The 21,165-nt window shown below is 61.8% G+C and carries 14 protein-coding genes; all 14 read left to right on the top strand.

All coding sequences use genetic code 11. The features are described 5' to 3' along the window. The first annotated feature begins 58 nt into the window (after positions 1-58). The 14 genes from ACQR1E_RS07205 to ACQR1E_RS07140 all read left to right on the top strand — a co-directional run bounded on the left by ACQR1E_RS07205 (position 59) and on the right by ACQR1E_RS07140 (position 20,980). Positions 59-721, top strand: a complete 663-nt coding sequence (locus ACQR1E_RS07205; RefSeq protein WP_315825609.1) for a SctK family type III secretion system sorting platform protein — start codon at positions 59-61, stop codon at positions 719-721. Beyond that, on the top strand, positions 718-1,335 hold the full coding sequence (gene sctL / locus ACQR1E_RS07200) for a type III secretion system stator protein SctL (protein WP_315825608.1): 618 nt from the start codon (positions 718-720) through the stop codon (positions 1,333-1,335). The genes ACQR1E_RS07205 and sctL overlap by 4 nt, the downstream gene beginning before the upstream one ends. Continuing rightward, the gene (locus ACQR1E_RS07195; RefSeq protein WP_409997691.1) at positions 1,335-2,678 is read left to right on the top strand and encodes a FliI/YscN family ATPase; all 1,344 of its coding nucleotides are present in this window, start codon (positions 1,335-1,337) and stop codon (positions 2,676-2,678) included. The genes sctL and ACQR1E_RS07195 overlap by 1 nt, the downstream gene beginning before the upstream one ends. A gap of 32 nt (positions 2,679-2,710) precedes the next feature. Next, positions 2,711-3,163 carry a hypothetical protein gene (locus ACQR1E_RS07190; RefSeq protein WP_434842515.1) on the top strand — a complete coding sequence of 151 codons (453 nt, stop codon included), beginning with the start codon at positions 2,711-2,713 and terminating at the stop codon, positions 3,161-3,163. Beyond that, positions 3,160-4,227, top strand: coding sequence for a type III secretion system cytoplasmic ring protein SctQ (gene sctQ, locus ACQR1E_RS07185; protein WP_434896854.1), 1,068 nt, complete (start codon positions 3,160-3,162; stop codon positions 4,225-4,227). Before ACQR1E_RS07190 ends, sctQ begins: the two co-directional genes overlap by 4 nt. Before the next feature lie 9 nt (positions 4,228-4,236). Further along, complete coding sequence (gene sctR / locus ACQR1E_RS07180) at positions 4,237-4,884, top strand: type III secretion system export apparatus subunit SctR (protein ID WP_315735421.1); 648 nt, start codon at positions 4,237-4,239, stop codon at positions 4,882-4,884. 24 nt (positions 4,885-4,908) lie between these two features. After that, positions 4,909-5,178 (top strand): type III secretion system export apparatus subunit SctS, encoded by a 270-nt coding sequence (gene sctS / locus ACQR1E_RS07175; RefSeq protein WP_315715074.1) that lies wholly within the window; start codon positions 4,909-4,911, stop codon positions 5,176-5,178. Between the two features lie 51 nt (positions 5,179-5,229). Further along, the gene (sctT, locus tag ACQR1E_RS07170; RefSeq protein WP_315751851.1) at positions 5,230-6,048 is read left to right on the top strand and encodes a type III secretion system export apparatus subunit SctT; all 819 of its coding nucleotides are present in this window, start codon (positions 5,230-5,232) and stop codon (positions 6,046-6,048) included. Then, on the top strand, positions 6,045-7,094 hold the full coding sequence (locus ACQR1E_RS07165; RefSeq protein ID WP_434896853.1) for an EscU/YscU/HrcU family type III secretion system export apparatus switch protein: 1,050 nt from the start codon (positions 6,045-6,047) through the stop codon (positions 7,092-7,094). Before sctT ends, ACQR1E_RS07165 begins: the two co-directional genes overlap by 4 nt. A gap of 272 nt (positions 7,095-7,366) precedes the next feature. Further along, the gene (locus tag ACQR1E_RS07160; RefSeq protein WP_434896852.1) at positions 7,367-13,006 is read left to right on the top strand and encodes a LysM peptidoglycan-binding domain-containing protein; all 5,640 of its coding nucleotides are present in this window, start codon (positions 7,367-7,369) and stop codon (positions 13,004-13,006) included. A gap of 702 nt (positions 13,007-13,708) precedes the next feature. Further along, entirely contained in the window at positions 13,709-16,615 is a 2,907-nt protein-coding gene (locus ACQR1E_RS07155) for a helix-turn-helix transcriptional regulator (protein WP_434896851.1), read from the top strand. Between the two features lie 259 nt (positions 16,616-16,874). Continuing rightward, complete coding sequence (locus ACQR1E_RS07150; protein WP_315825600.1) at positions 16,875-17,588, top strand: GntR family transcriptional regulator; 714 nt, start codon at positions 16,875-16,877, stop codon at positions 17,586-17,588. 173 nt (positions 17,589-17,761) lie between these two features. Further along, positions 17,762-19,603: an ATP-binding protein gene (locus tag ACQR1E_RS07145; protein WP_434896850.1), complete on the top strand. Its 1,842-nt coding sequence runs from the start codon at positions 17,762-17,764 to the stop codon at positions 19,601-19,603. A gap of 18 nt (positions 19,604-19,621) precedes the next feature. Then, positions 19,622-20,980, top strand: a complete 1,359-nt coding sequence (locus tag ACQR1E_RS07140; protein ID WP_315715081.1) for a sigma-54-dependent transcriptional regulator — start codon at positions 19,622-19,624, stop codon at positions 20,978-20,980. Positions 20,981-21,165 lie beyond the last annotated feature (185 nt).

Below are 21,165 nucleotides of genomic sequence, written 5' to 3'. Positions count from 1 at the left end.
TTGAAGTGGGCTTGGCCGGCAAATGAGTAGGCTTGTGCAACCTGGAGCATCCCTTGGCTTGCGTGCTCCGAAGGTCGGCGGTGGCTGCGAACCCGGCGCGCCGGTGGGGCATTGGCCGGTGATCGATATGGACACGTTTTGTCGATTACCGGCACGCTACATCCACGTTGAACGATTTCTCGCGTGCGTACCGGGCGTTTCGCCCGGGCTTGCCGCACGGATTCTCGCCTGCGACCGACTCCACCGAGATATCTCAGAGCGGATCGTTGTGCATTATGAGCTTGATTGCTGCACGGCAGCCGACGTCGCTGACACGCGCAGTCGCATTGCGCTTCTCGACTGTGAGCAGCTATGCCGCGTCGGTGAGCTGGCCGGCGGTGTTTGGCATGCCCACGCAATTCGTTCCACGGTCCTCAAGACTACGCTCCGGGAGCATCTCGGAGAATTCGATTCCCGACTCCACAAGGTCGCGCTCGCCAATATCGATCTGTCGCCCAAACCCGATCGCCCCCCGAATCCATCTGCGCTTGCGGACCTCATCCGAGGTGATGGGATGCAATGTCTCAATGCCGCAATCTGGCGACTCCCCGCCACCTTGCGCAGCCGCATCCTTCTTCGATTTCCGATTAACTCGCCGCTGGGCTCCTCGGTCTCGCGGCGACACCAACAGCTTGGTCCGGAGATTGTTGATCGCGTTCTAGCCGATGGGATGGTGCCGTGAAAGCCCCCGAGAGTGACAAGCCTGTCGGCACGTTCCATCCGCTCGGACCCGTGGTTCGAGCCGAAGAGGCGGAGACCTGGTTTTCCGCGGCTGCCTCTCTTGCCGACGCCCGGCGGCAATGCGAGCAGATCGCCGCGCAGGCCCGGCTCGCGTTCGAAGAGCAGCGCATGAGAGGCTTCGAGGATGGTCGTCTCGCGGGAGTTGAGGAGGCGGCCCGCCTGATTGCGGAAACGAAGGTCACGGTTGATGATTTCGTCGCCGATCTGCAAGACGAACTTATCACGCTCGTCGTCGAGATCATCAGGGAGATCCTCGGAAGTTTTGAGCCGGACGATCTCGCCGCGCGCGCCATCACCAGAGCACTCGAAGAGATGCGTTCCGGTACGGCCCTCGTGCTGATGACTGCGCCGCAGGAGATGGAGTCCATCCGTGTACGAGTGGCGACGCTGCTGGAGGATGGTGCCGACCAGCTCACCATCGTGTCGGACCCGCAGTTTGCGCCGGGGCGCTGTATGCTTTGGAGCGAGTTCGGGCAGATCGATGTTTCCGTTGACGCCCAACTGGAGCAGCTCGCCTTGGCGCTGCGTGCCGGTTTCGAGGGGGTGGAGCCATGATGCCGGCAGGCTCTGCCACTCACCGACTCGCGCGAATCCTGCCGCAGTTGCGTGAAGCTGCAGGCCGTTCGCAACTGCGCCCGATCCGCGGGCGCGTGATTCAGGTGTCGGGGACCCTCATCAGGGCGATCGTTCCCGATGCGCGTGTTGGCGATATCTGTTTGCTCCGTTCTGCCCATGCCTCGGCTGATCTGCGGGCCGAGATCGTGGGCATCGAAGGCGGAGTCGCGTTGCTGACGCCTCTCGGAGACGTGGCGGGTCTCTCAACAAGAACGGAAGTCGTCTCGACAAGGCAGGCCCTCGGCATCATGGTTGGGCCAGCGCTGCTCGGCCGCGTCGTCGACGGGCTCGGGCGCCCTCTCGACGTTCAGGAACGAGGATGGCCCGAGTTCGACCAGATTCGACGAGTCCGCGGAGCTGCGCCGGCGCCCTTGGCACGGCGGCTCGTTGACGGCCCTTTGTCACTTGGCATCCGGGCGATCGATGGTCTGCTCAGCTGCGGCGAGGGGCAGCGGATCGGCATCTATGGCGAACCCGGCGCGGGCAAATCGTCGCTTGTCGCCCAGATCGTCCAGAACGCGGACGTCGACGTCTGCGTTGTCGCACTGATTGGCGAGCGTGGGCGCGAAGTTCGAGAAATGGTCGAGCGCTGCCTGGCCGGAGCGGCTCGGGCGCGATCAGTTGTGATTGTTGCAACCTCCGACCGGCCGCCGACGGAGCGCGTCACGGCTGCCTATGTCGCCGTGACGATCGCGGAGTACTTCCGGGATTGCAACGCACGCGTGCTCCTGGTGCAGGACAGTGTCACTCGCTTTGCGAGGGCATTGCGTGAGATCGGACTGGCCGCGGGCGAGCCGCCGACGCGCCGGGGCTTTCCACCGTCGGTGTTTGCGGCATTGCCCGAGTTGCTCGAGCGGTCCGGTCCCGGAGTCGCCGGCTCAATCACTGCATTTTACACCGTGCTGGTTGAGGGGGATGGTACCGCGGATCCGATCGCGGAGGAGACGCGCAGCATTCTGGACGGGCACATCGCGTTGTCACCTAAGCTCGCACAGTCGGCGCATTTCCCTGCGATTGACATCGTGTCCAGCCTCAGCCGCGTCATGGATCAGGTCGTGACGAGCCGTCATCGCTCTGCAGCCAGGAGGGTGCGTGAACTCATAGCTCGCTATGCAGAGCTTGAGTTCCTGCTGCAGGTTGGGGAGTACAAGGCCGGATCCGATCCGATCGCCGATGAGGCGATCGCCAAGCAGGATGCTATCAAGTCCTTTCTGCGGCAGGGCCTCGGCGAGGTCGTTCCGTGGGATCGCACGATCCATCAACTCGAGCAGCTCGCGTCATGAGGTACGATCCACTGCTCACGCGCATACGCAGGATGCGGATCGTTCTCGGAGAGAGGGAGCGGCGGGCGAATTCCGCGCTTCAGCGCGGCGTGGAGGCACAGGTCGAAGCGGCTGCAGAACTGACGCAGATTAATCATGCGGTTGCGTTGCAAGCAGCGGCGCGTGGCGCACGCGAAGGTCAGATCTACCAGCAGATGGTAGGGCGTCCAATGTCCGCGCGGGAGATCACCCAACTTGACGCGCAACTCAGGCGCCTCGAGTCGCTGGCAATGGCGCTTGCCGAGCAGCGCCTTGCGAGCATCCGTACGCTCGACCTTGCGCGTAACGAAGTTCAGGGTCTACGCCTCGAATTCGTGAAGGCTCATCGGAGGCGTCGCAAGTGGGATGAGTTATCGCAGCAATCACGTCGCCGTCGCGAGGACCGTGAGACGTTGCTAGAGGAGATGGCTAATTCGGACGGCAGGGCGGCGGGGCGGCAAGCATGAACGCGCCATTCCCCGCTCGCAGGCGCGGAGCGCCTGACGGTGAGATCACCGAATTTCATCCGGACGTGCTATCCATTGCTGATGTTCTACGTGCCCGTCGTTGGTGTCGGCGGCTGGCTGAACTCACCTGCGAGTTGGCGGGTCTGCCGCTGCGGATTTCCTTCTCGGGCGCCTCCTCGGGCGTTTCGAGCCGGCCGGCGTGTCATCTGCATTTTACGATCGGCGGTGATCCATGCGCCGTAAGTCTGCCTGTCGAGGTGATCGATGCAACGCTGCAGGCGATTGATGGTCCGCCTCGAACTAGGCTCGCCGAGCCCGATCTGCTGCTTCTGATCGAGTTCGCCTGCGCCGCCATACTTGATTCAATCGAGGAGACGCTCGGCCTCCCCGTCATCCTCACGCATGCTTCCTTCGATGGCAGCGTTCCGGACTCGATCGGAATCCTGTGTCGTGGCAGGTTTGGCGAACGATCGTTCAGTGCTTACCTGTCTTTACCAGAGCCATACGAATCCCGTTTGGCAAATCAAGTTCAAGCATTGGGTCCGGCTGCCGCCGTCGGAGTTCCGATCTGCGCGGCCTTCCGGCTTGGTGTTACGCGCGTCAGCGCCCGCTTGCTTGCGAGCTTACGGGCGGGAGACGTCGTGATCATCGAACACGCGATGCCGGATGGACGCGTCGCCGCCGTCTTCGGCGAGCGTCGGCTCACCTCATGCCGCTTCGAGGGAAGCGACGCGACAGTGGTGGACTCGTTGCACCAGATCAGAGGCGATCTTCATCATCATTGGACGGCTGTGGACATGACGGCACATGAAAGCGTCGATACAGGCGCAGACGATGTGAGCCTGGACGACCTCCAGATCAAGCTCCTATTTGAGATCGGCCAGCTCGAGATACCTCTCGGCGAGTTGCGCATGATTGCGCCCGGCTATGTCTTCAATCTCGGTCGGGATCCGCGACATGCAATTGAGATACACGCGGGGAATCGGCGGATCGGGCAGGGCGAGATCGTCAGGATCGGCGAGGCAATCGGCGTGCGGATCAACAGATTGTTCAATCACGAATGAGCTGAAGCCGTGACCCAGTTCAATTTGTTCGCTGTTCTCGCGGTCATCGCCGGACTTGGCCTTGTCATCTTTGTCGTCGTGACGATGACATCGTTCGTCAAGATCGCCGTGGTCCTGTTCCTGATCCGGAACGCGCTGGGAGTGCAGCAGACGCCTCCAAACCTCGTGCTCTATGCCATTGCGCTGGTTCTGACGGCCTATGTCAGCGCGCCGCTAGTGCAGACCGTGTATGAGCGCGTCAATGATCGTCCCAGCGAGTTTCAAACCTTTACCGACTGGAAAGATGCTGCTGAGCGGGCAGGCCAGCCAATTCGCGAACATCTGAGCCGGTTCACGACGGTCGCGGAGCGGGAGTTTTTCGTCACCGCCACCGGCAGCTTATGGCCCGATAGCAGCAGGGCCAAGCTATCGAGCGAAGATCTCGTTATCCTCGTTCCCTCCTTCATGAGCTCGGAGCTCAAGCGCGCCTTCGAGATCGGCTTCCTGCTCTATCTGCCCTTCATCGCGATTGATCTCGTGGTGTCCGCGGTTTTGATGTCCCTTGGCATGTCGATGGTGCCGCCATCGACGATCTCCGTCCCATTCAAGTTGTTCTTGTTCGTGATGGTCGAGGGCTGGTCGAAGCTGATGCATGGCCTGGTCTTGAGTTACGGATAGCCTGCGAGATGGGGAGGGGAAGCAATGGGCCAAGCGACAATCGTCGATCATCTGGTCAGGGGTCTGACGGTCGTTCTCATATTTGCCATGCCTCCCCTGGGTGTGGCGATGGTTGTTGGCCTCTTCGTCTCAATTCTTCAGGCCGCAACCCAGATTCAGGATCAGGTGCTGCCGCAGACGATCAAACTGATTGCCGTCGTGGCCACGCTGGCGGTGTTCGGCGCAGTGTTGGCGGCACCGCTGATCCAATATGCCGATCAGATCCTTGCGGATTTTCCTGCACTGACGCGTTGACGGGCCTTCCCTTCATCGTGCTCGGAGGGACATGGGCGACGCGGAGTGGCGATGGGGCTTGACCTCATGCCGTTGGACAGCATCGAGGCGGGGGCCAATCTCGTCTTCCGTCATCTTCTTTCGTTGGCGCTCGCCATCGCGCGTCCCAGCGCCTTCGTCATGACCTTTCCGGTGTTTGTTCGCCTCGGGCTGACCGGCTTGATTCGTGGTGCCTTCGTGGTCGCGATCTCGCTACCGGTCATGACCGGACTTGTTGAGGTGCTTCCTCCGATCGGCACGCAAACATTGCGATTGGTCGCGGTCGGGTTCAAGGAAGCGATCATCGGAGGGCTCCTTGGTCTGCTGCTTGGGATCCCGTTCTGGGCCGCCGAGGTCGCGGGCGACCTGCTCGACTACGAACGTCAGGCCCCCGATGCCCAGCTTCAGGATCCCAACGCCATGACCGAGTCCACCGCGTCTGGCACGCTTTTTATGCTCGCTGCGGTGGTTCTGTTCGTCGCAGCCGACGGCTTTCATAGCGTCGTCGAAGCCCTTTATGGCAGCTACAGGCTCTGGCCGGTCATTGAGCTCGCGCCGTTGCTACGCGCGGAGAGCGGCCTATTGGCGCTGGAAATGCTCGTCCGCGTGCTGCAGTTGGCATTGATCCTGGCATTCCCAGTGCTGGCGGCCATGTTCGTTGCGATGTTCGCGCTGATGGTGATTGCCCGTTTCGCACCGCAGTTGAATGTGTTCGATCTTTCGATGGCGGCGCGCAACTTGGTCTATTTCCTGGTTCTGCCGCTCTATGCGGCCTTTCTGCTCGATCACTTCGGTACTCAGCTTGGAGAGTTGACCGGAATCCTGGACCAGCTAGGGCAGTTCCTGCGATGAGCGAGGATGGCGGCACTGAGGAGCGGACGCTGCCTCCGAGCGAGCGGAAGTTACGTAAGGCGCGCGAAAAGGGACAGGTCTTTCGCAGCACCGATATGGTCGCCGGTGCATGCCTGTCGTCCATGCTGCTCTATCTCTGGCTGATCTTGCCGGAGCTTTTCGCGCGGCTACGGGGAGCCATGATGCTCGTGGGCGATGCGGGCGGGCAACCGTTTCGGGAAGCTGCGGGCACGATCGGAACGATGATGTACGAAGCCGCCGTGCCATACCTTGCAAGGGGGGCGGCCATCGTCGTCCTAATGTCCCTCGTCGTCAACGTCGCCGTCACCAAGGGGATCGTCTTCAGCCTTGACCCTATCAAGCCCCGCGCAGAGCGCTTGCATCCCGCAAAGGGTTTGAAGCGAATTTTCGCGCTCAAGAGCCTGATCGAGCTGGTGAAGAGTCTGGTCAAGACGACCCTGCTCGTCACGATCTCGGTTTTCGTCCTCGAGATGTCGCTCAACTCCTTGGTTCACACGCCAGGATGCGGCCTTTCGTGCCTCGCGCCGGTGATCGGGGCGGTGATGGCACCGCTCGTCGTCGCGGCAATCGTCGTGCTGATGGTGGGCGGCCTTATCGACGTTCTCTTGCGGCGCGGACTGTTCATGCGCGAGATGCGGATGACACGAAGCGAGGCGAAGCGCGAGCGGAGAGACCAGGAGGGCCTGCCGGAGGTGCGCTCCGCACAACGCCGTCAGCGTCAATCGCTGGCGCACGGGGGAGGGCGGGGAGGAATCGAAAGCGCAACACTGGTCATTGAGGGCGACGATGTGATGGTCGGGTTGCGCTATGTTCCGGGTGAGACACAGGTCCCAAGGCTCGTGTGCAAAGGACGTTCCGTCCGTGCGCACAATCTCACCGAAGCTGCGGCTGAGCTTGGCATTCCTCGTTTCCGCAATCCAGACCTCGCAGAGGAACTCGATCGCCGCATCGCTCAGGACCATTACATCACCGAGGAGTTTTTCCAGCCGGTGGTGTCGGCCTTGCGCGCGAGCGGCATATCCTGAGTGTAGCCGTGCTGCCCGACAGTATTTTCACAATATATTTCGGATCGGCCGCCGGCTGATGCCCTAAACTGTCGCTCGGACATGATCGCCGAGCGGGCTGCATGGCTGACGAACTGCGTCTGCCAGAGCAGAGCCGCCGCCGCTAACGGGGAGACGCACGAATGCGGATAGATGACGCAGGTGGCTCGGTTGTCGCCAGTCCGCCTCCTCCTCCGCCCCCACCCCCACCCCCGCTACCTCCGCGGCCGAAGTCCGCGGCATCATCGTCGGGCATGCTCGATCGCAATTCGGCGCGCAGCGTTGGATCATCATCGACCGCACCTTCGCCGCTCTTTCAGCCCCTTCGGCCTTTCATAGGTCCGGTTCTGCAGCCGACGCCTGTGTTGCTTGGCCCGCCTGCTCCGCCGAAAGCGGCGGCAACATGTCCGGGAGTTCCCGCCCCGGCGCCGGCGGCGCCGGTCCCGGACGCCGTTTCGCAGGCAAAATCTGTTCAGACAAAAGCGCAGACCACTCTCGACGGTGATGCTGGAAAGCTGCATAAACTGCAGACCGAACTGAATGATGCACAGGGAACGAAGGCTCCGATCGGGTACGGTCGCGGCGCGGGCGCCGCGGCGGCTGCGCATCAAGCCCATATCAGCGATCTGAAGAAGCAGGTTGCGGCCGCTCAGCAGCAAGTCACCGCCGACCAGGCGGTGTTGAGTTCGGCCAAGAGCAATCTGAGTGCTGCACAACGCATCGACGCCGCCGCAGCGAACTACAAGCCGGCACCGCCGCCGGTCACCGTGAAAGATCCAGTCGCGCGGAAAGTTGCCCCGCTCGTCGACGCGGCCTCGGCCCAGGTTTCCGCGGGAAAGGCCAAGGTCACCGCCGATACGGCTGCTCTCGAGCAGACCAAATCGCAGCTCGGCCGTCTGGACACCGAGATGGACCGGGGGATCAGCGCCGGAACATTGCACCGTCTGTCGTTGCTGAATCAGCAGCAGGATGCGCGGCAACACAAGCTGGCGACGGACCAGCGCAAGCTTGATGCCGCGAGCGCCGACCTTGCGGCAGGGAAAAGCGTCGTCTACGGGCAGCAGGCCGCGGCGGACAAGAAAGAGCTCGAGAGCGCTTCCACAGCGCTGAAGAAAGCCGGTGTCACGATCGACCAGAACGAAAATCCGACCCAGGCGAATTTGACGCCATCGCAGCTGCGCGCCTATGACGACTTCACCGTGGCGCGGAGCAAGCTCAACGCCGATGTCGGCATGGTCGCGCAGGGCAAGGCCCAGCTCCAGTATTATGCTTCGAATTCCGAGAAATACGGGACGGTTGCGAAGGATGCCCAGGATCGGGTGAACGACGCTCTGCATCCATTGGGGTACACCGTACGTGCAACGCGCGGCAGCGATCCGCAGCAGGCATCGCTCGATCTCAAGCTCGCGAACGGGAATGCTGATTACCAGAATACAGGCTGGGCCGCGGCTCAGCACCGAGTGGCATTTGCGGCGGCAGCGCAGACCGATCTTGAGGCAGCGCAGGACTCCGATCTTGCCAAATTGTCCCCGCAAGCCCGGCAGACCGCTACCACGGCGAAGATCGACTACGATCAGGCAAGCGCCTATCAGAACAAAGTCGGGACCGACCTCGCCCTGATCAAGGGCCACCAGGCCGTCTCGGATGCGCAGGCCGCCTATATCAAGAATCCGACGGCCGCCACGGAGCTCAAGCTGAACCAAGCGCAGCATCAGTTGCGCGAGCTCTCGACAATGTCCGACATTGCGACGGCGGGCTTCAAGTCGGCAACCGGGCTTGCCTACGCCGACCGGCGCAATACGACATTGGCTAATCTGGAGCAGACCTATAGCCATGTTCCCTTGCCCTCAAACTCGCCGGTGTTGCAGCAGATAGCGCAGGCAAGAACTGATGCGGCATCGGCCGGCCTGATCACGAAAGAGCTGGCTGCAACGACCAACAGGCTGGTTCAGGATTATCGTGTCACACAGAGCGAGGCGGCGGTCGCGACCGCGCAGCAGTCCGCCAACACTGATTTGGTACAAGCTGGCAATGTACAGGCTGTAGGTTTCACCAAAGCGGGCAGCGCCCTGACGACGGCTCAGCAATCGCTTCAATATGCACAGCTTCAACAGAAGCTGGCTCAATATCAGCTGCTGGACTCTCAGTTTCGGCTGACGTTGCCGCAAAATCTACTCGATCCGCAAACGGCCGCTGACCAGAGCGCGCTCTCGCATGCGTACAATACATTCTTTGCGCAGCATCCGGGCGCCTTGAGCGATGGCGCGGTCGCTGAGCAGCTTGCGAGCCTCAAGGACGCGAACGCGCGAGTGGATATCGGTCAAGGGCTGCATGAGCTGCAGGATGCCATCGACAGGGAAGACAAAGCGCTCGGCAACCGCAGCCTTCTGCAGAAGGGCGGCGATTGGGTCGGGGGACTGTTCGGTGCCAACCGGTCTGAGCTCGAGTCGGATCTGCAGGACAAAAAAGAGGCGCTCACGGCCCTGCAGAAAAATCAGGGAGGGATGACTGCCCAGGAGGTCAATGCCCAGTATCTGAACATCATGGGTAATCTGGCCACCCAGAATGACCGGATGTTCGAGAACGAGCGCAAGACCGACGCCAATTGGTCGAGTGCACAGGAAGTCGTGCGCGACGTCGCGATCGCCGCGGCTGCGACCGCGGTTACGATGGCCACGGCCGGAGCCGGCGCGCCGGTATTGGCCGCCCTCGCAGCGGGCACATTGGTGGGAACGGGAACAGCCGAAGCCATCGACACGGCCCAGAATGCAGCAACTGTGTTCGGTGGCGGCGACATTCACAGCAATTCTCACATCTCCCTCGATGCGGCGCTGACCAACAACTTCTTCCAAGGTGGCAGCAGCTGGGATGAAGTGAAGCAGGCGGGCGTCGATGCGACCGTATCGGGCGTGCAGTCCCTGGGCGCAGCAGGCGGGGCGTTGACGGGCGGAGCGACGGAGGCCTTCATTACGCGCGGCCTCGACCAGGCTGCAAGCTCGGTCGTCTCGAAGCTGGCAACCGGATCAACGGTCATGGTCGCCAATCAGGGGGTCATGGGCCTCGGCAACGTCGCGGGGACCTATGTCGAGTCCCAGTATCAGCTCTCCGAGGGACGGGTCACGCAGGACGAAGCCAACGCGCAGATGAAGGACGCGTTCTCGGGATACTTCAAGAATGTCGCGATGGCCGGCGTGACTGGCGGTCTGACGAAGTTCGTCGACGGCAAGGTCGCCGTGCGGACCGCAAGCGCGGCACGGCCGAATGGCCTCGTGTCGAACCCGCTTTATCAGACAGCCTCCCAGCTGGGCGCGAACACCATGCTGACTGCGGGTCCCGGCCTCCTGTCAGGCAAGGCGCCGACCACGCAAGACTATCTGTCCATCGGACTCAATACAGTTTCCGGTGTGGCTTCTCATCACTATCAGCAGAGCAGATCCCGCACCGCGACCGAAGCGGGCCTTGCCGGACAGCCCGCTGCGTTCGACGCGGGAAGGAAGGTGTTTGACGCCTATCAGGGTCAGGCGAGCCGGACGTCGCCGAATGGCATCCGGCTGCAGGCTATGGATCCCGCCGGTTTCGCCCGTGCATATCAAAAAGCCGGCGGCCAGCACGATCCGGCGGCCGTCGATGCTTTCAGCATCGCATCGGATCAGGGGCATCGCGTCTATGTGCGGACCGACAGATTGAGCCCGGACGTGGTCGCGCACGAGGCGGTGCATGCACTGACCTCGGAATCGTTCAAGAAGCTCGCAAGCACCTTGGTCGTTGATTCAAGCCGGCCGCATTCGAACTTGAACGAAGGTGTGACCGAGTTTCTCGCCTCGCAGGTCGTGCCGCGCCGCGGCACATCGCCCTATGCGACGGAGGCAAAGATCGCGGAGGCCATTCGCGACCGGATGGGGGAGACCGACTTCCACAAGGCGGTTTTCGGAGGCGATCCAGCGGCACTCGCATCGCTCCGGCAGACCGCTTTGGGGTTGCAGGATACGCCAATCAGCCAAGATCACGCGGCCGATTGGGCTCTGGCCGCCTCGACGACACCTCAGGCGGGAGGCGGCGCCAAGCGCATCGCGAATCGATTGAGAGAATGGGTCGCTGCCGCTCCGCCGGCCGCAGCATCGGCAGCCGTTGCCGGCGAACTGGTGTTGGCCACGCATGGTGCGCCGGCATTGGGCGAGGCCATCGCTGATCTTAATCCAGTAGGTCGTGCGTTTTTCAACAGTCCCCTGGCGCATGCGCGGGTTAGGACGTGGCTCGGGTCGTCTCGTGAAGCGGCGGCTCGCGCCGTCGTCGCCTCGAGTTTCGGGACCAACGCCTCGATCAATTTCATGAAGGCTGCGAGTGGATGGCATACAGACAGGGCCGCCGCCATATCGGACGGTTTGCTCGGTCTTGGGCAGGCAGCTTTCGCCTTGCGCAATGGTGTGAGCTCCCAAGCGCTGATGCGCTCGCGCGGGACGAAAGTCGACGTTCTGCCAGGCGATACGATGGTCAGCATTGCCCAAAGGCTTGGCCTCATACCGCGCGACCTCACGCGAAGCAATCCTGGCGTTCAAGACATCAATCCGACAGTTACCGCTCTCAACAGTTCTGGTGCGACATGGGCCGAGATTGCGAAGCGCGAGGGGGTCGATGTCAAGACGCTCGTGGCGCTGAACCTGGATCGGCATGGATGGTCGATCCCCGCTCGGAAGGATTCCGCAGGCGCATCCGTTCCGGCAGTCGATGACGCACGCGTGCAAGCCGGTCAAAGCCCGCAGGAGTTTCTCGACAGCCACAGCACCTCGCTGCGATCGATCGCCAAGGCCAACGCCAAGAATGTAGCGCCCGCCGAGATCCTGGTTCCTCAGCGGCTTCGTCAGGTCACGAATGGCGTGACCTACGGGGAATTTGCAACCGATCAGGGACTCAGCCTGAAGCGGCTGTTGGAGGCGAACGGGCACCGTGGTTTGTCCATCCCACCACGACGGGTTTATGATGCAGCGAGCGGTGGCCGCGTGCTTCGCGGGGCAACGACCGATCGCTTGCAACCAGGCGAGTCACTGGAGAGTTTCGCTCGCAGGCATGGTGTCGGGATCAAGAAGCTGATCACGGCAAACAAGGACAGTCGTGCACCTTTGCGGATTGACGTTCCGGGCCAAGCCTCGTCGGCCAGCAACCCAACAGCCGTGACATGGGAACAGATCGCCAAAAAAACCGGTGTGCCTCTCCGACGTCTGTTGTCGATGAGCGGCCAGAATCTGCACGTTCCCGGGCAAAAGCAAGCCGTCGATCTCCAGCCGGGACAATCTCTGAGAGATCTCGCAAAGGAGCATGGCACAACAGTCAGAAAGATCGTGTCCGAGAACCGGACTTGGATCCCCCAGACTTACGAGCTTCCGCGGGCCGGGGCTTGGGTCGGTGACAAGCTCTCGGTCGACCGCGTCTACGATAATCGTGACGTCCAAGATCCGTCGAAGGGCAGGCTGACATGGGTGCAGGTGGCGCGGAGAACGGGGCGCACGACGAAAGAATTGATGAGCTACAATAAGGCCAGCTCTGCAAACAAGAAGGACTTGGCTCCTCCAACTGTAAATATTCCCACCAAGTCAAGTTGGGAAACATCAACCAAATCCGGAAAAGGCCTTCAATTTGTCGGCGCGATTGGGCTCGTTCCGGGCAATCTGGTAGCGGCTGATGTACACGCTCACGCGGGGAACTGGGCGCTCATTGGTCCCGATGTCGGTGTCGCTGTCGGGGTCGGCCTTGCTGCAACGCGTTCAGCGGTCGGGTCCGTTGCGAAGAGTGGTGCAGCAAAGAAATGGGCGAGGGCCCGTCCCCGCGACGCGTGGACCTCCGGACTTTCTTTCGGCGCCAAGGGTTTGATCAAGTACATCGAATCGTTCCGGCCCTAAGGAACGGTTCTGACATTCGGTTCAGTAGATCTGCGTGCCGGATGTCATGTGCCAAGCAGCACTCGTCACTGGTTTGCCGCGGCTCCGATGCGCGCAATCCGACGCTCCGAAATGATTCGCGCGTCGGGGTTCGGCACCAAGCCGCCGAACGCTGAAGGTGCGTTGTTGGACGATATGAAGGACCCGCGATCTCCTGAGGCCATCGCTATCTCCTGAGCCTGTATGCGAACGCATGGTTCTCTCCGGCGTTGCAGCAGATGCTTGGCCCATGTGTGCGTCGCCTCCGACGCCGAGTAGTCGAGAACGGCGTCGCCGCGATTCCTCGATCGCCAGCTCGTTGGGCCAGGGGAATTTCGTCAAGAAAACGACTCAATGATGTTTCATGCTTCGGTTGAGTTTTGTAGTTGCGCCTCATGATGGTTGTGTGTCTTTTAGGGCAAGCAATCATTGGCTGAACTGGCCATGGAGATCGTGATCGATCTGAGTCCTTCGGGTCTCGCCGGTCGCGATTGCGCGACAGTCTTCGCGAGATGAGTCCCATATGCGCAGCGCAACATTGATTTGACGCTTGGTATTATCGTGCCGAGCTGATATTTTCTCAAAGCAATCTTAAGTTGTCGGAGACGGTTGAATCGCACGGGCGGCAGTGCGTCGTGCCGCAGCCATGAAAGAGTATCGTGTAGGTTGGCCATTGGTTAGCGCATGAAGGATAGCGGTGTTCCGCTTATAGGAAGGGACCAGGAGTCGAACCGGCTTCGCGAGCTTCTCCCGAGCACGAATGGACGCGCTGTCGGCGCGGTCCTGATAGGAGAGGCTGGTATCGGCAAGAGCCGTCTGGTCGAGGCACTGGCCCTAACTGCGAAGCAGCGCGGTTTCTGTGTCGCGAGGGGGGCCGCCTACGAGATGGCCGAACCTCTGCCCTATGGATTGTTCGCCGACACGTTCTCCCAATGGGCTCGCGAGCAGCCGACACTCCTCAACCATGCTCGCAATGATATGATTCGGCCGCTGTCTCGCCTGGTGCCGGCGTTCGCGGCCGCTGCGGATCTTCCTGCTCTCAAAGGACTCTCCGGACCGGACGAGCGGTTTCGGCTGTTCGAATCCGCCGTTCATCTGCTTCATGCGGTTGCAGTCGAATCTCCACTGTTGCTCGTGCTGGAGGACTTGCACTGGGCCGATCGCGAATCCTGGTCGATGTTGCTGCATTGCTTACGCTCGACGCGATCTCTCCCCTTGCTAACCGTCATGACCCTCCGTCCCGACGAGACCGGTGGCGAGCCGCTGGAACTCAGTGCGATGGCGCGTGAGAGCGAACTTCACCGGATCGCGGTTCGGCCGCTCGAGCCTGCGGACACGATGCGCATGCTTGAGTCGTTGGCTGGCGAGCGGCTTCCCGCATCGCTTGCGACGGCAATTCATCGTGAGACTGGCGGCAATCCGTTCTATGTGCGCGAGCTCTTCAACCACCTCGTCGAGGAGGGAAGATTTCCGGGGCGCCAGGGCCAATGGCCCGCCGATCTCGTGACCAACGGTGTCGGCATCCCGGCCGGATTGCGTCCGCTGCTGTCGCGACGGTTCGCGCGGCTCTCGGGGCCGACCCTGGGGATGCTACGGATCGCTGCGATATTTCCGGAAGGCTTCGATCTCGGCCGATTGCAGCTTCTGATATCGGATTCCGAAGAGACGATTCTCGACCATATCGACGAGGCGATGAGGGCCGGGGTCCTCGTCGTGCGAGGTGATGGCTACGTCTTTGCGCATGCGTTGCTGCGGCGTGCCATGTACGACGAACTGAACCCCGACCGGCGAGCGATCTTGCATCGGCGCGCGGCGACGCGTCTCGCCGAGCTCGATGCCGATCCCGGAGAGATTGCACATCAGTATCACGCTTCACAGCGCATCGCGGGTGCCGAGATCGGCCGGGCCTTCGCACTGAAGGCAGCCGAGCGCGCGCGAGCGAACTATATCAGCGAGCACGAAGCTGCATTCCTTCGGATCGCTTGCGATCTCGCAGGCGATGCTGTCTCGGACGAGATGCTTCGTGATCTCGCGCTTGCCCAGGCCGCATCACTCGATGTCGAAGCCGCCGACGCGACGTCGCGCCTTCTGTTCGGCCGATGCTGGGAGCGGCAGCCATCATGGATCATGAGTTTCTTGGTGACGATTGCCCGCAGGCTGCGCGACGCCGGCGCTCCCACCGAGATGTGGCAGCCTCTGGTGGAGCGCGGACTGGAGGCCTGCGGTGCTCGCCGAGATTTGCACTGGGCCCGATTGGAGGTGCTCCGACAGCACTGGCGATGCCGATGGAATGACGGGACGTTTGAGACGATCTACCACGCGCCGGATCCGCGTGCGCTCGATCTCGTTCATCAGCTTGGAGACGAAGAGGACCGTGCCTCGGCGCTCGACCTGTATGCTCCTCGATCAATCGAACAGACAGAGCAGGTGCAACGTTGGGCCGCCGAATGGCAGAGTCCGGCGGCCATCATCCGGGCTCGAGAGGTCGTCACCCATGATTGGATCTATCGGCATGGACAACTCGCCATGGGGGTCGAAACTGCGCACGACCTGTTGCGGGATGCCAAGTGTTTCGGGTCGCTTCCTGGCCAGATCGAGGCCTTAACCTCTCTCGCGATTGCCGAGGCGAGCCTGGGCCATTTGACAAGCTCCGACGCGGCGCTGCGCGACGCGCGTGCGCTGGCTGTCCGACTGGGACCGTGGCACCGGTTGCATCTCGCCCTGGAGCTTTCCGCGGTCGCATGGCGGGCCTATTTGTATGGTGGCGACTGGACGGCAATCGGCAGAATCGCTTCGCGTGCGCTGCAGATCGTCAAGGATCATCCGGTGCGCCTTGGACAGATCGTGCTCGGCTTCGCCGCTCTGACTGAAGCGTTCTTGCCTGGCGAAAACGAATATGACGTTCGCATCGAGGCGCTGCTCCGATCCTTGGAGAACACAAATTGCGACAGACAACTGTCGGATGATGCACTTGGGCTCGGGGTCTGCGCCGCCTGGCAGCGTGAGGACGTCAAGCGCGCGCGCCGGTTCGAAGCGTTGGTCCGCACTCCAAAACACGGAAGCACGATCGGTGCAGCCGGTGAATGCCGTGAATTCATCCTCGGACGTCTGGCCGCCCTTCAGGGTCACACGGTTGCGGCATGCACACACTTCGCAAAGGCCCGCGGCGACCTTGAGCGGGCAGGCCAGGTCTGCCTCCGAGCGCTCGTCGATCTTGACGAGGCGATCGTGACGGGAACCTCAGGCGACAAGCCGTCCTCGCATGCGCTGCTGCAGCGGGGACGCGAGCAGTTCGTAGCACTCGGCATGCGAAGCTGGCAGGAGCGTGTCGATCGAGCACGGATAGAGGGAGTCGAGGTCGGGCCGCGCAACTTATACGCGCGAGGCCCTGATGATCTTTCGCCGCGAGAAATGGAGATCCTCAGCAAGCTCGCTGCCGGCAGCCGCTCCAAGGCCATTGCCGCGGAACTACGCCTTAGTGTGCCGACCGTCAACAGACACATTGCGAACATATATATGAAGATCGGCGTGAGCTCGCGCGCCGCTGCAACCGCTTACGCGATGAGACACCGTCTCAGCATGCTCCAGTGAACCAGTACACATCGATTGCATAGTTTTTATGATGGTGACGGCTGCAATGAGTGCGTAAGCTTACAGTGTGTAAAAAAATGACAGTCATGGGCGGACAACGAGTAGCAGGGCAAGGGTTCGACGTCGGGCGTCGCCGAACCCGTTCATGCGTGCTCGTCGGCGCGGTCGGAGCAATCCGGGAACAAGGCATACGCCTCTCCGGTGCTACGTCCGCGGCCGGCAAGTTGCGTCCGCCTAGGGTGGTTCAAGGGGACGTGGCATGCGTGATACAGACGGGGATATCAGCAAGGTAGACACCGCTTACACTAAGCTCAAGGACCTCGTCATCCACTATGATCTGGTCCCTGACAGCAAAGTCCGGGTGCTTCCGGGAGAGCATCTGCACATTGACGATCTGGCGGATCGCGTCAATGCGAGCGCAACGCCTGTGCGCCAAGCGCTGGAGCGCCTGCAAGGCGAGGGACTGATCGACAGCATCGCGAAGCGAGGCTTCTTTTCCAAGGTTCCGAACGCGTCCGAGCTGCAGGACCTGTATGAATTTGCCCGGCTGGTTCTTGAGCACAATATCACGAGGCCACTCGATCCGTCCTCGGTCGCGCGTCTCGGCCGGGGTTTGATGAAAGTGGAAGCCGTTGCAGTGGGCCACTCGGCAACGAAGTGCGTCAAACATCATGCGATGACCATCGAAAGCGTTTTCGAGCAGATCACGCAGCTGTCGCGAAACGAGCAGATGCTAAGAATGATGCGGAACTTCAATGATCGCAGCCGGTATGTCCGATGCCTCTCGATCCTGCAAAGCCCGGATCAAGGCGCCCAGGTACGCGAATGTCTCGAGTTGATTGAATTGCTCCGCGATCAAGATCCGAAAGGTGCGTGTGCCAAATTGGAAACGCACATGTGCCGGATGATCGTCGATCTGCCTGAGCTCATCAGGGAGGCCAGGTCACGCTGGACGATGGCCGCGGCCATATAGATCTCATTTTGACCGTAATGCCTGGGGCACATCGACCTTCGACCTGTAAGAGGGTCCAAGACTCCGGTTGCGGGTGAAGCTCTGGATCCGGCATGCGCGGGGAGAATTCGCGAGGTGACCGAAGCGTAGGTCAGGTCCATCATTCGAGCCCTGGCGTGAGCGGGAGTGTATCAATGTCGGCGTGGCTTTCGAGCCGACTGGAACTGCCGCGTGAGCTCTCAAGGGCTTGGCCGGTTATCGCGGCCATTGCCATCCTGGCAATCGTGGGAGTCGCGCTGCTGTCCTACCGATTGGCCCTGAGCGCTGGGCTCGCGCAGATGAGCCGCGATTCCGATGATCGGCTCACGTTGATCGGCAGCACGTTCGATGCAACCGTTGCCCGCTTCCGATATCTGCCCACGGTTCTTTCACTCGCCGACCCGGTGCGCCGGCTGTTCCGGACACCGGGCGACGAGGCAGTCGTCGAAGCAGCCAACCGCTATCTCAAGTCGCTAAATCAGGCCGCGGGATCGGCCGAGCTCTACGTGCTGGACACGGCAGGGGTGGCGCTGGCAGCAAGCAATTATGATGGAGCAAAGAGCTTCGTCGGGCATGCGTACGACTTTCGCCCCTATTTCCAGAGCGCAATCCGTGACGGGGAAGGGCAGCTCTATGCCGTCGGGGTGACGACCGGCCTGCCTGGTTACTTCTTGTCGCAACGGATCACGGAAGGCGAGCTTACGATCGGGGTCGCCGTCGTGAAGATCGATTTGACGCCGCTGGAAGCCGATTGGGTCAGGGCCGGTGATCTGGTGGCCATGGAAGATGAAGGAGGTGTGGTGATCCTGGCCAGCCGCGCGCGGTGGAAATATCACCCGCTGCGAACGCTGCCCTCGAGCGCGGTCGCGCGTCTCAACAAGTCCCGGCAGTTCGGCGACACGATCGAGAATGCCCCGATCCTGCATTCCTCGGCGGCATCAGGCAACGTATCGGTCGGACTGGGCGACGACAATGACGTTCACGAATATGCGCTGCGTGCGCGGCATCTGCCGGCGCATGGGTGGCAGCTCCTGATCTTCTCGGATATCGGAGACGCGCGACGGCATGCAATGACGGTCGCCGCCACAGCCGGTTTTGCCGTTCTCACAATACAGCTGCTTGGACTTGTAGCCTATCAATGGCGGCAATCGATGAAAGCCAAGGGCGAAGCGAACGAGCTGCTGGAACGAAGTGTTGCGGAGCGCACGATGGAGCTGCGCGAAGCCAATCGTCAGCTGACGAGTGAAGTCCTGGAACGGACGCGCACCGAACAGGAGCTGCGACAAACCCACGAGAGCCTGGTGCAGAGTGCGAAGCTTGCCAGTCTTGGACAGGCGCTGGCGGGGGTGGCGCATGAAATCAACCAGCCACTCGCGGCACTCACCACTTACATCGCAAGCAGCCGAGTCTTGTTGCAACGCAACGAGATCGAACGAACGGCCTTGAACCTCGACTTGATGTCATCCATAGCCGAGCGAATGATGGCATTGATCGGTCACTTGCGCATGTTCGCGCGCAAGGAGACCGGGGCAACCAGCAGAGTCGATGTCGGTGTGACACTTGGCAATGCGATGCGGCTTCTGCAGTACCGGATCAGAAATGAAGGTATCGAGGTTGTCCTGGACTTGCCCGCGGAGCCGGCTCACGTCGAAGCGAACCCGATCCGTCTCGAGCAGGTCTTCGTCAACCTGCTCTCCAACGCGGTCCAGTCGATGCGCGACCGCCCGCGCCGAGTTCTCAGCGTTTGCATCCGGCGTGCGGAGAGCACGGTTACGATCGAGGTCGCAGACACCGGCAGCGGAATCTCGGCGGATCACATGAAGTCGCTGTTCGATCCGTTCTTCACCACCAAGGAAATCGGTGAAGGGCTCGGCCTCGGTCTTTCAATCAGCTATGGAATCGTGAGGGAGCTCGGAGGCACGATTTCGGTTGAGAGTGAACTGCAAATCGGAAGCCGGTTTCGGGTGACCCTGCCGGCGCCGCCCGCGCCGACCTAGACCTATCGGGGTATGTGGATGAGCAAATCGATTCTTGTCGTCGACGACGAGGAGATCGTTCGCAGCTCGATCAGACAATGGCTGGAGCTGGGCGGCTTCGACGTGCGCACCGCCCGAAATGCGGACGAGGCGCTGTCGATGCTTCAGGCCGAGCTGCCCGACGTGGTACTGACCGACTTCCGGATGCCGCATCGATCCGGCATCGAACTGATGCGCGACGTGCAGCGCATCGATCCCGACATTCCGGTCATACTGCTGACTGCGCACGGCGACGTTGCACTCGCGGTTGCGGCCATGCGCGAGGGCGTCTACGACTTTTTGCAGAAGCCTGCCAACCCGGATCATATGTCTGCCGTGCTGGCGCGGGCGGCAGAACAGTCAGGATTGAAGCGTCAACTCAGGCAACTCACGAGCCGGCTCGGCGCCGAAGGTGAGCTGGAGCGACGTCTCCTCGGGACATCGCCCGCGATGGCCACGCTGCGAAAGTCCGTTGGCGAGCTCGCCGAGCACGACAGGGATGTGATCCTCTTCGGCGAGAGCGGCACGGGAAAGGAGGTCGTCGCTCGCGCACTGCACGACCTTGGTCCGCGGGCACGAGCTCCTTTCGTTGCGGTGAATTGCGCGGCCGTCCCCGCCGAGCTGTTCGAGAGCGAGTTGCTGGGTCACGAGGCGGGAGCGTTCACCGGCGCACGCGGGGCTCGCATCGGGAAGTTCGAACATGCCAGCGGCGGAACCCTCCTGCTCGATGAAATTGAAAGCATGCCACACGCGTTTCAGGTCAAGATCCTGCGCGTTCTCCAGGAGCGCGTGGTCGAGCGGGTGGGATCGAACCGGCTGATCCCGATCGACGTCCGTGTGATCGCCGCCGCGAAGGCCGATCTCGCGGCCGACAGCCGCAGCGGCCGCTTTCGTGCCGATCTCTACTTCCGCCTGGCCGCGGCGGAGATCCGTCTGCCGCCGCTGCGCGAACGGGGCAACGACGTGCTGCTGCTATTCCAGCATTTCGCCGCGGAAGCCGCCCGGCGCAGCGGCCGTGACTTGACCCCACTCGGAGCCGAGGATTTCGATGCGCTGCTGACCCATGACTGGCCAGGCAACGTTCGGGAATTGAAGAACGTGGCTGAACGCTACGCGCTCGGCCTGGCCGCAACGGGTCGCCGCGTCGCGGAAATTCTGCGGCGGGCCGAGGGAGCGGGCGCAAGACGCTCGCTCTCCGAGCGTGTCGCAGCTTATGAGCGCATGCTGATCGAGGCGTCTTTGCTGGAGCACAACTGGTCGGTTGTGGCGGTTATGGAAAGTCTCGGCGTGCCACGGCGGACGCTCAACGAAAAAATGGCAAGGTACGGCTTGCTGCGACCCAGCCGAACCTCCTGCTAGGCACGAGGCGGATTCCCGCTCACACGCCGACGCGGATCGGCGGAATTCCGCTGAGCGCCGCGAGCCCGTTTCACGCGGGGCGCAATGCAACCATCTGAAATGGCTTTGTTTGCCGGCGCGGTCGGCGGCCGCGGCCGGCTGGCACGCGGGTTGCTCAGGCATGAGCACGATTGGCCTTAGAGCCT

It is taken from the genome of Bradyrhizobium sp. HKCCYLRH1030 (genome assembly GCF_051168395.1).
In the GTDB taxonomy this organism is placed as follows: domain Bacteria; phylum Pseudomonadota; class Alphaproteobacteria; order Rhizobiales; family Xanthobacteraceae; genus Bradyrhizobium.
Note: the sequence above shows the minus strand (reverse complement) of the source record. Positions and strands in the feature narration are given on the sequence as shown.

Coding starts and splice junctions, on each gene's coding strand:
- ACQR1E_RS07195 (WP_409997691.1), top strand. CDS start 1,335: ATGCCGGCAGGCTCTGCCACTCACCGACTCGCGCGAATCCTGCCGCAG.
- ACQR1E_RS07190 (WP_434842515.1), top strand. CDS start 2,711: ATGCGGATCGTTCTCGGAGAGAGGGAGCGGCGGGCGAATTCCGCGCTT.
- sctQ (WP_434896854.1), top strand. CDS start 3,160: ATGAACGCGCCATTCCCCGCTCGCAGGCGCGGAGCGCCTGACGGTGAG.
- sctS (WP_315715074.1), top strand. CDS start 4,909: ATGGGCCAAGCGACAATCGTCGATCATCTGGTCAGGGGTCTGACGGTC.
- sctT (WP_315751851.1), top strand. CDS start 5,230: ATGGGGCTTGACCTCATGCCGTTGGACAGCATCGAGGCGGGGGCCAAT.
- ACQR1E_RS07165 (WP_434896853.1), top strand. CDS start 6,045: ATGAGCGAGGATGGCGGCACTGAGGAGCGGACGCTGCCTCCGAGCGAG.
- ACQR1E_RS07160 (WP_434896852.1), top strand. CDS start 7,367: ATGCTCGATCGCAATTCGGCGCGCAGCGTTGGATCATCATCGACCGCA.
- ACQR1E_RS07155 (WP_434896851.1), top strand. CDS start 13,709: ATGAAGGATAGCGGTGTTCCGCTTATAGGAAGGGACCAGGAGTCGAAC.
- ACQR1E_RS07150 (WP_315825600.1), top strand. CDS start 16,875: ATGCGTGATACAGACGGGGATATCAGCAAGGTAGACACCGCTTACACT.
- ACQR1E_RS07145 (WP_434896850.1), top strand. CDS start 17,762: ATGTCGGCGTGGCTTTCGAGCCGACTGGAACTGCCGCGTGAGCTCTCA.
- ACQR1E_RS07140 (WP_315715081.1), top strand. CDS start 19,622: ATGAGCAAATCGATTCTTGTCGTCGACGACGAGGAGATCGTTCGCAGC.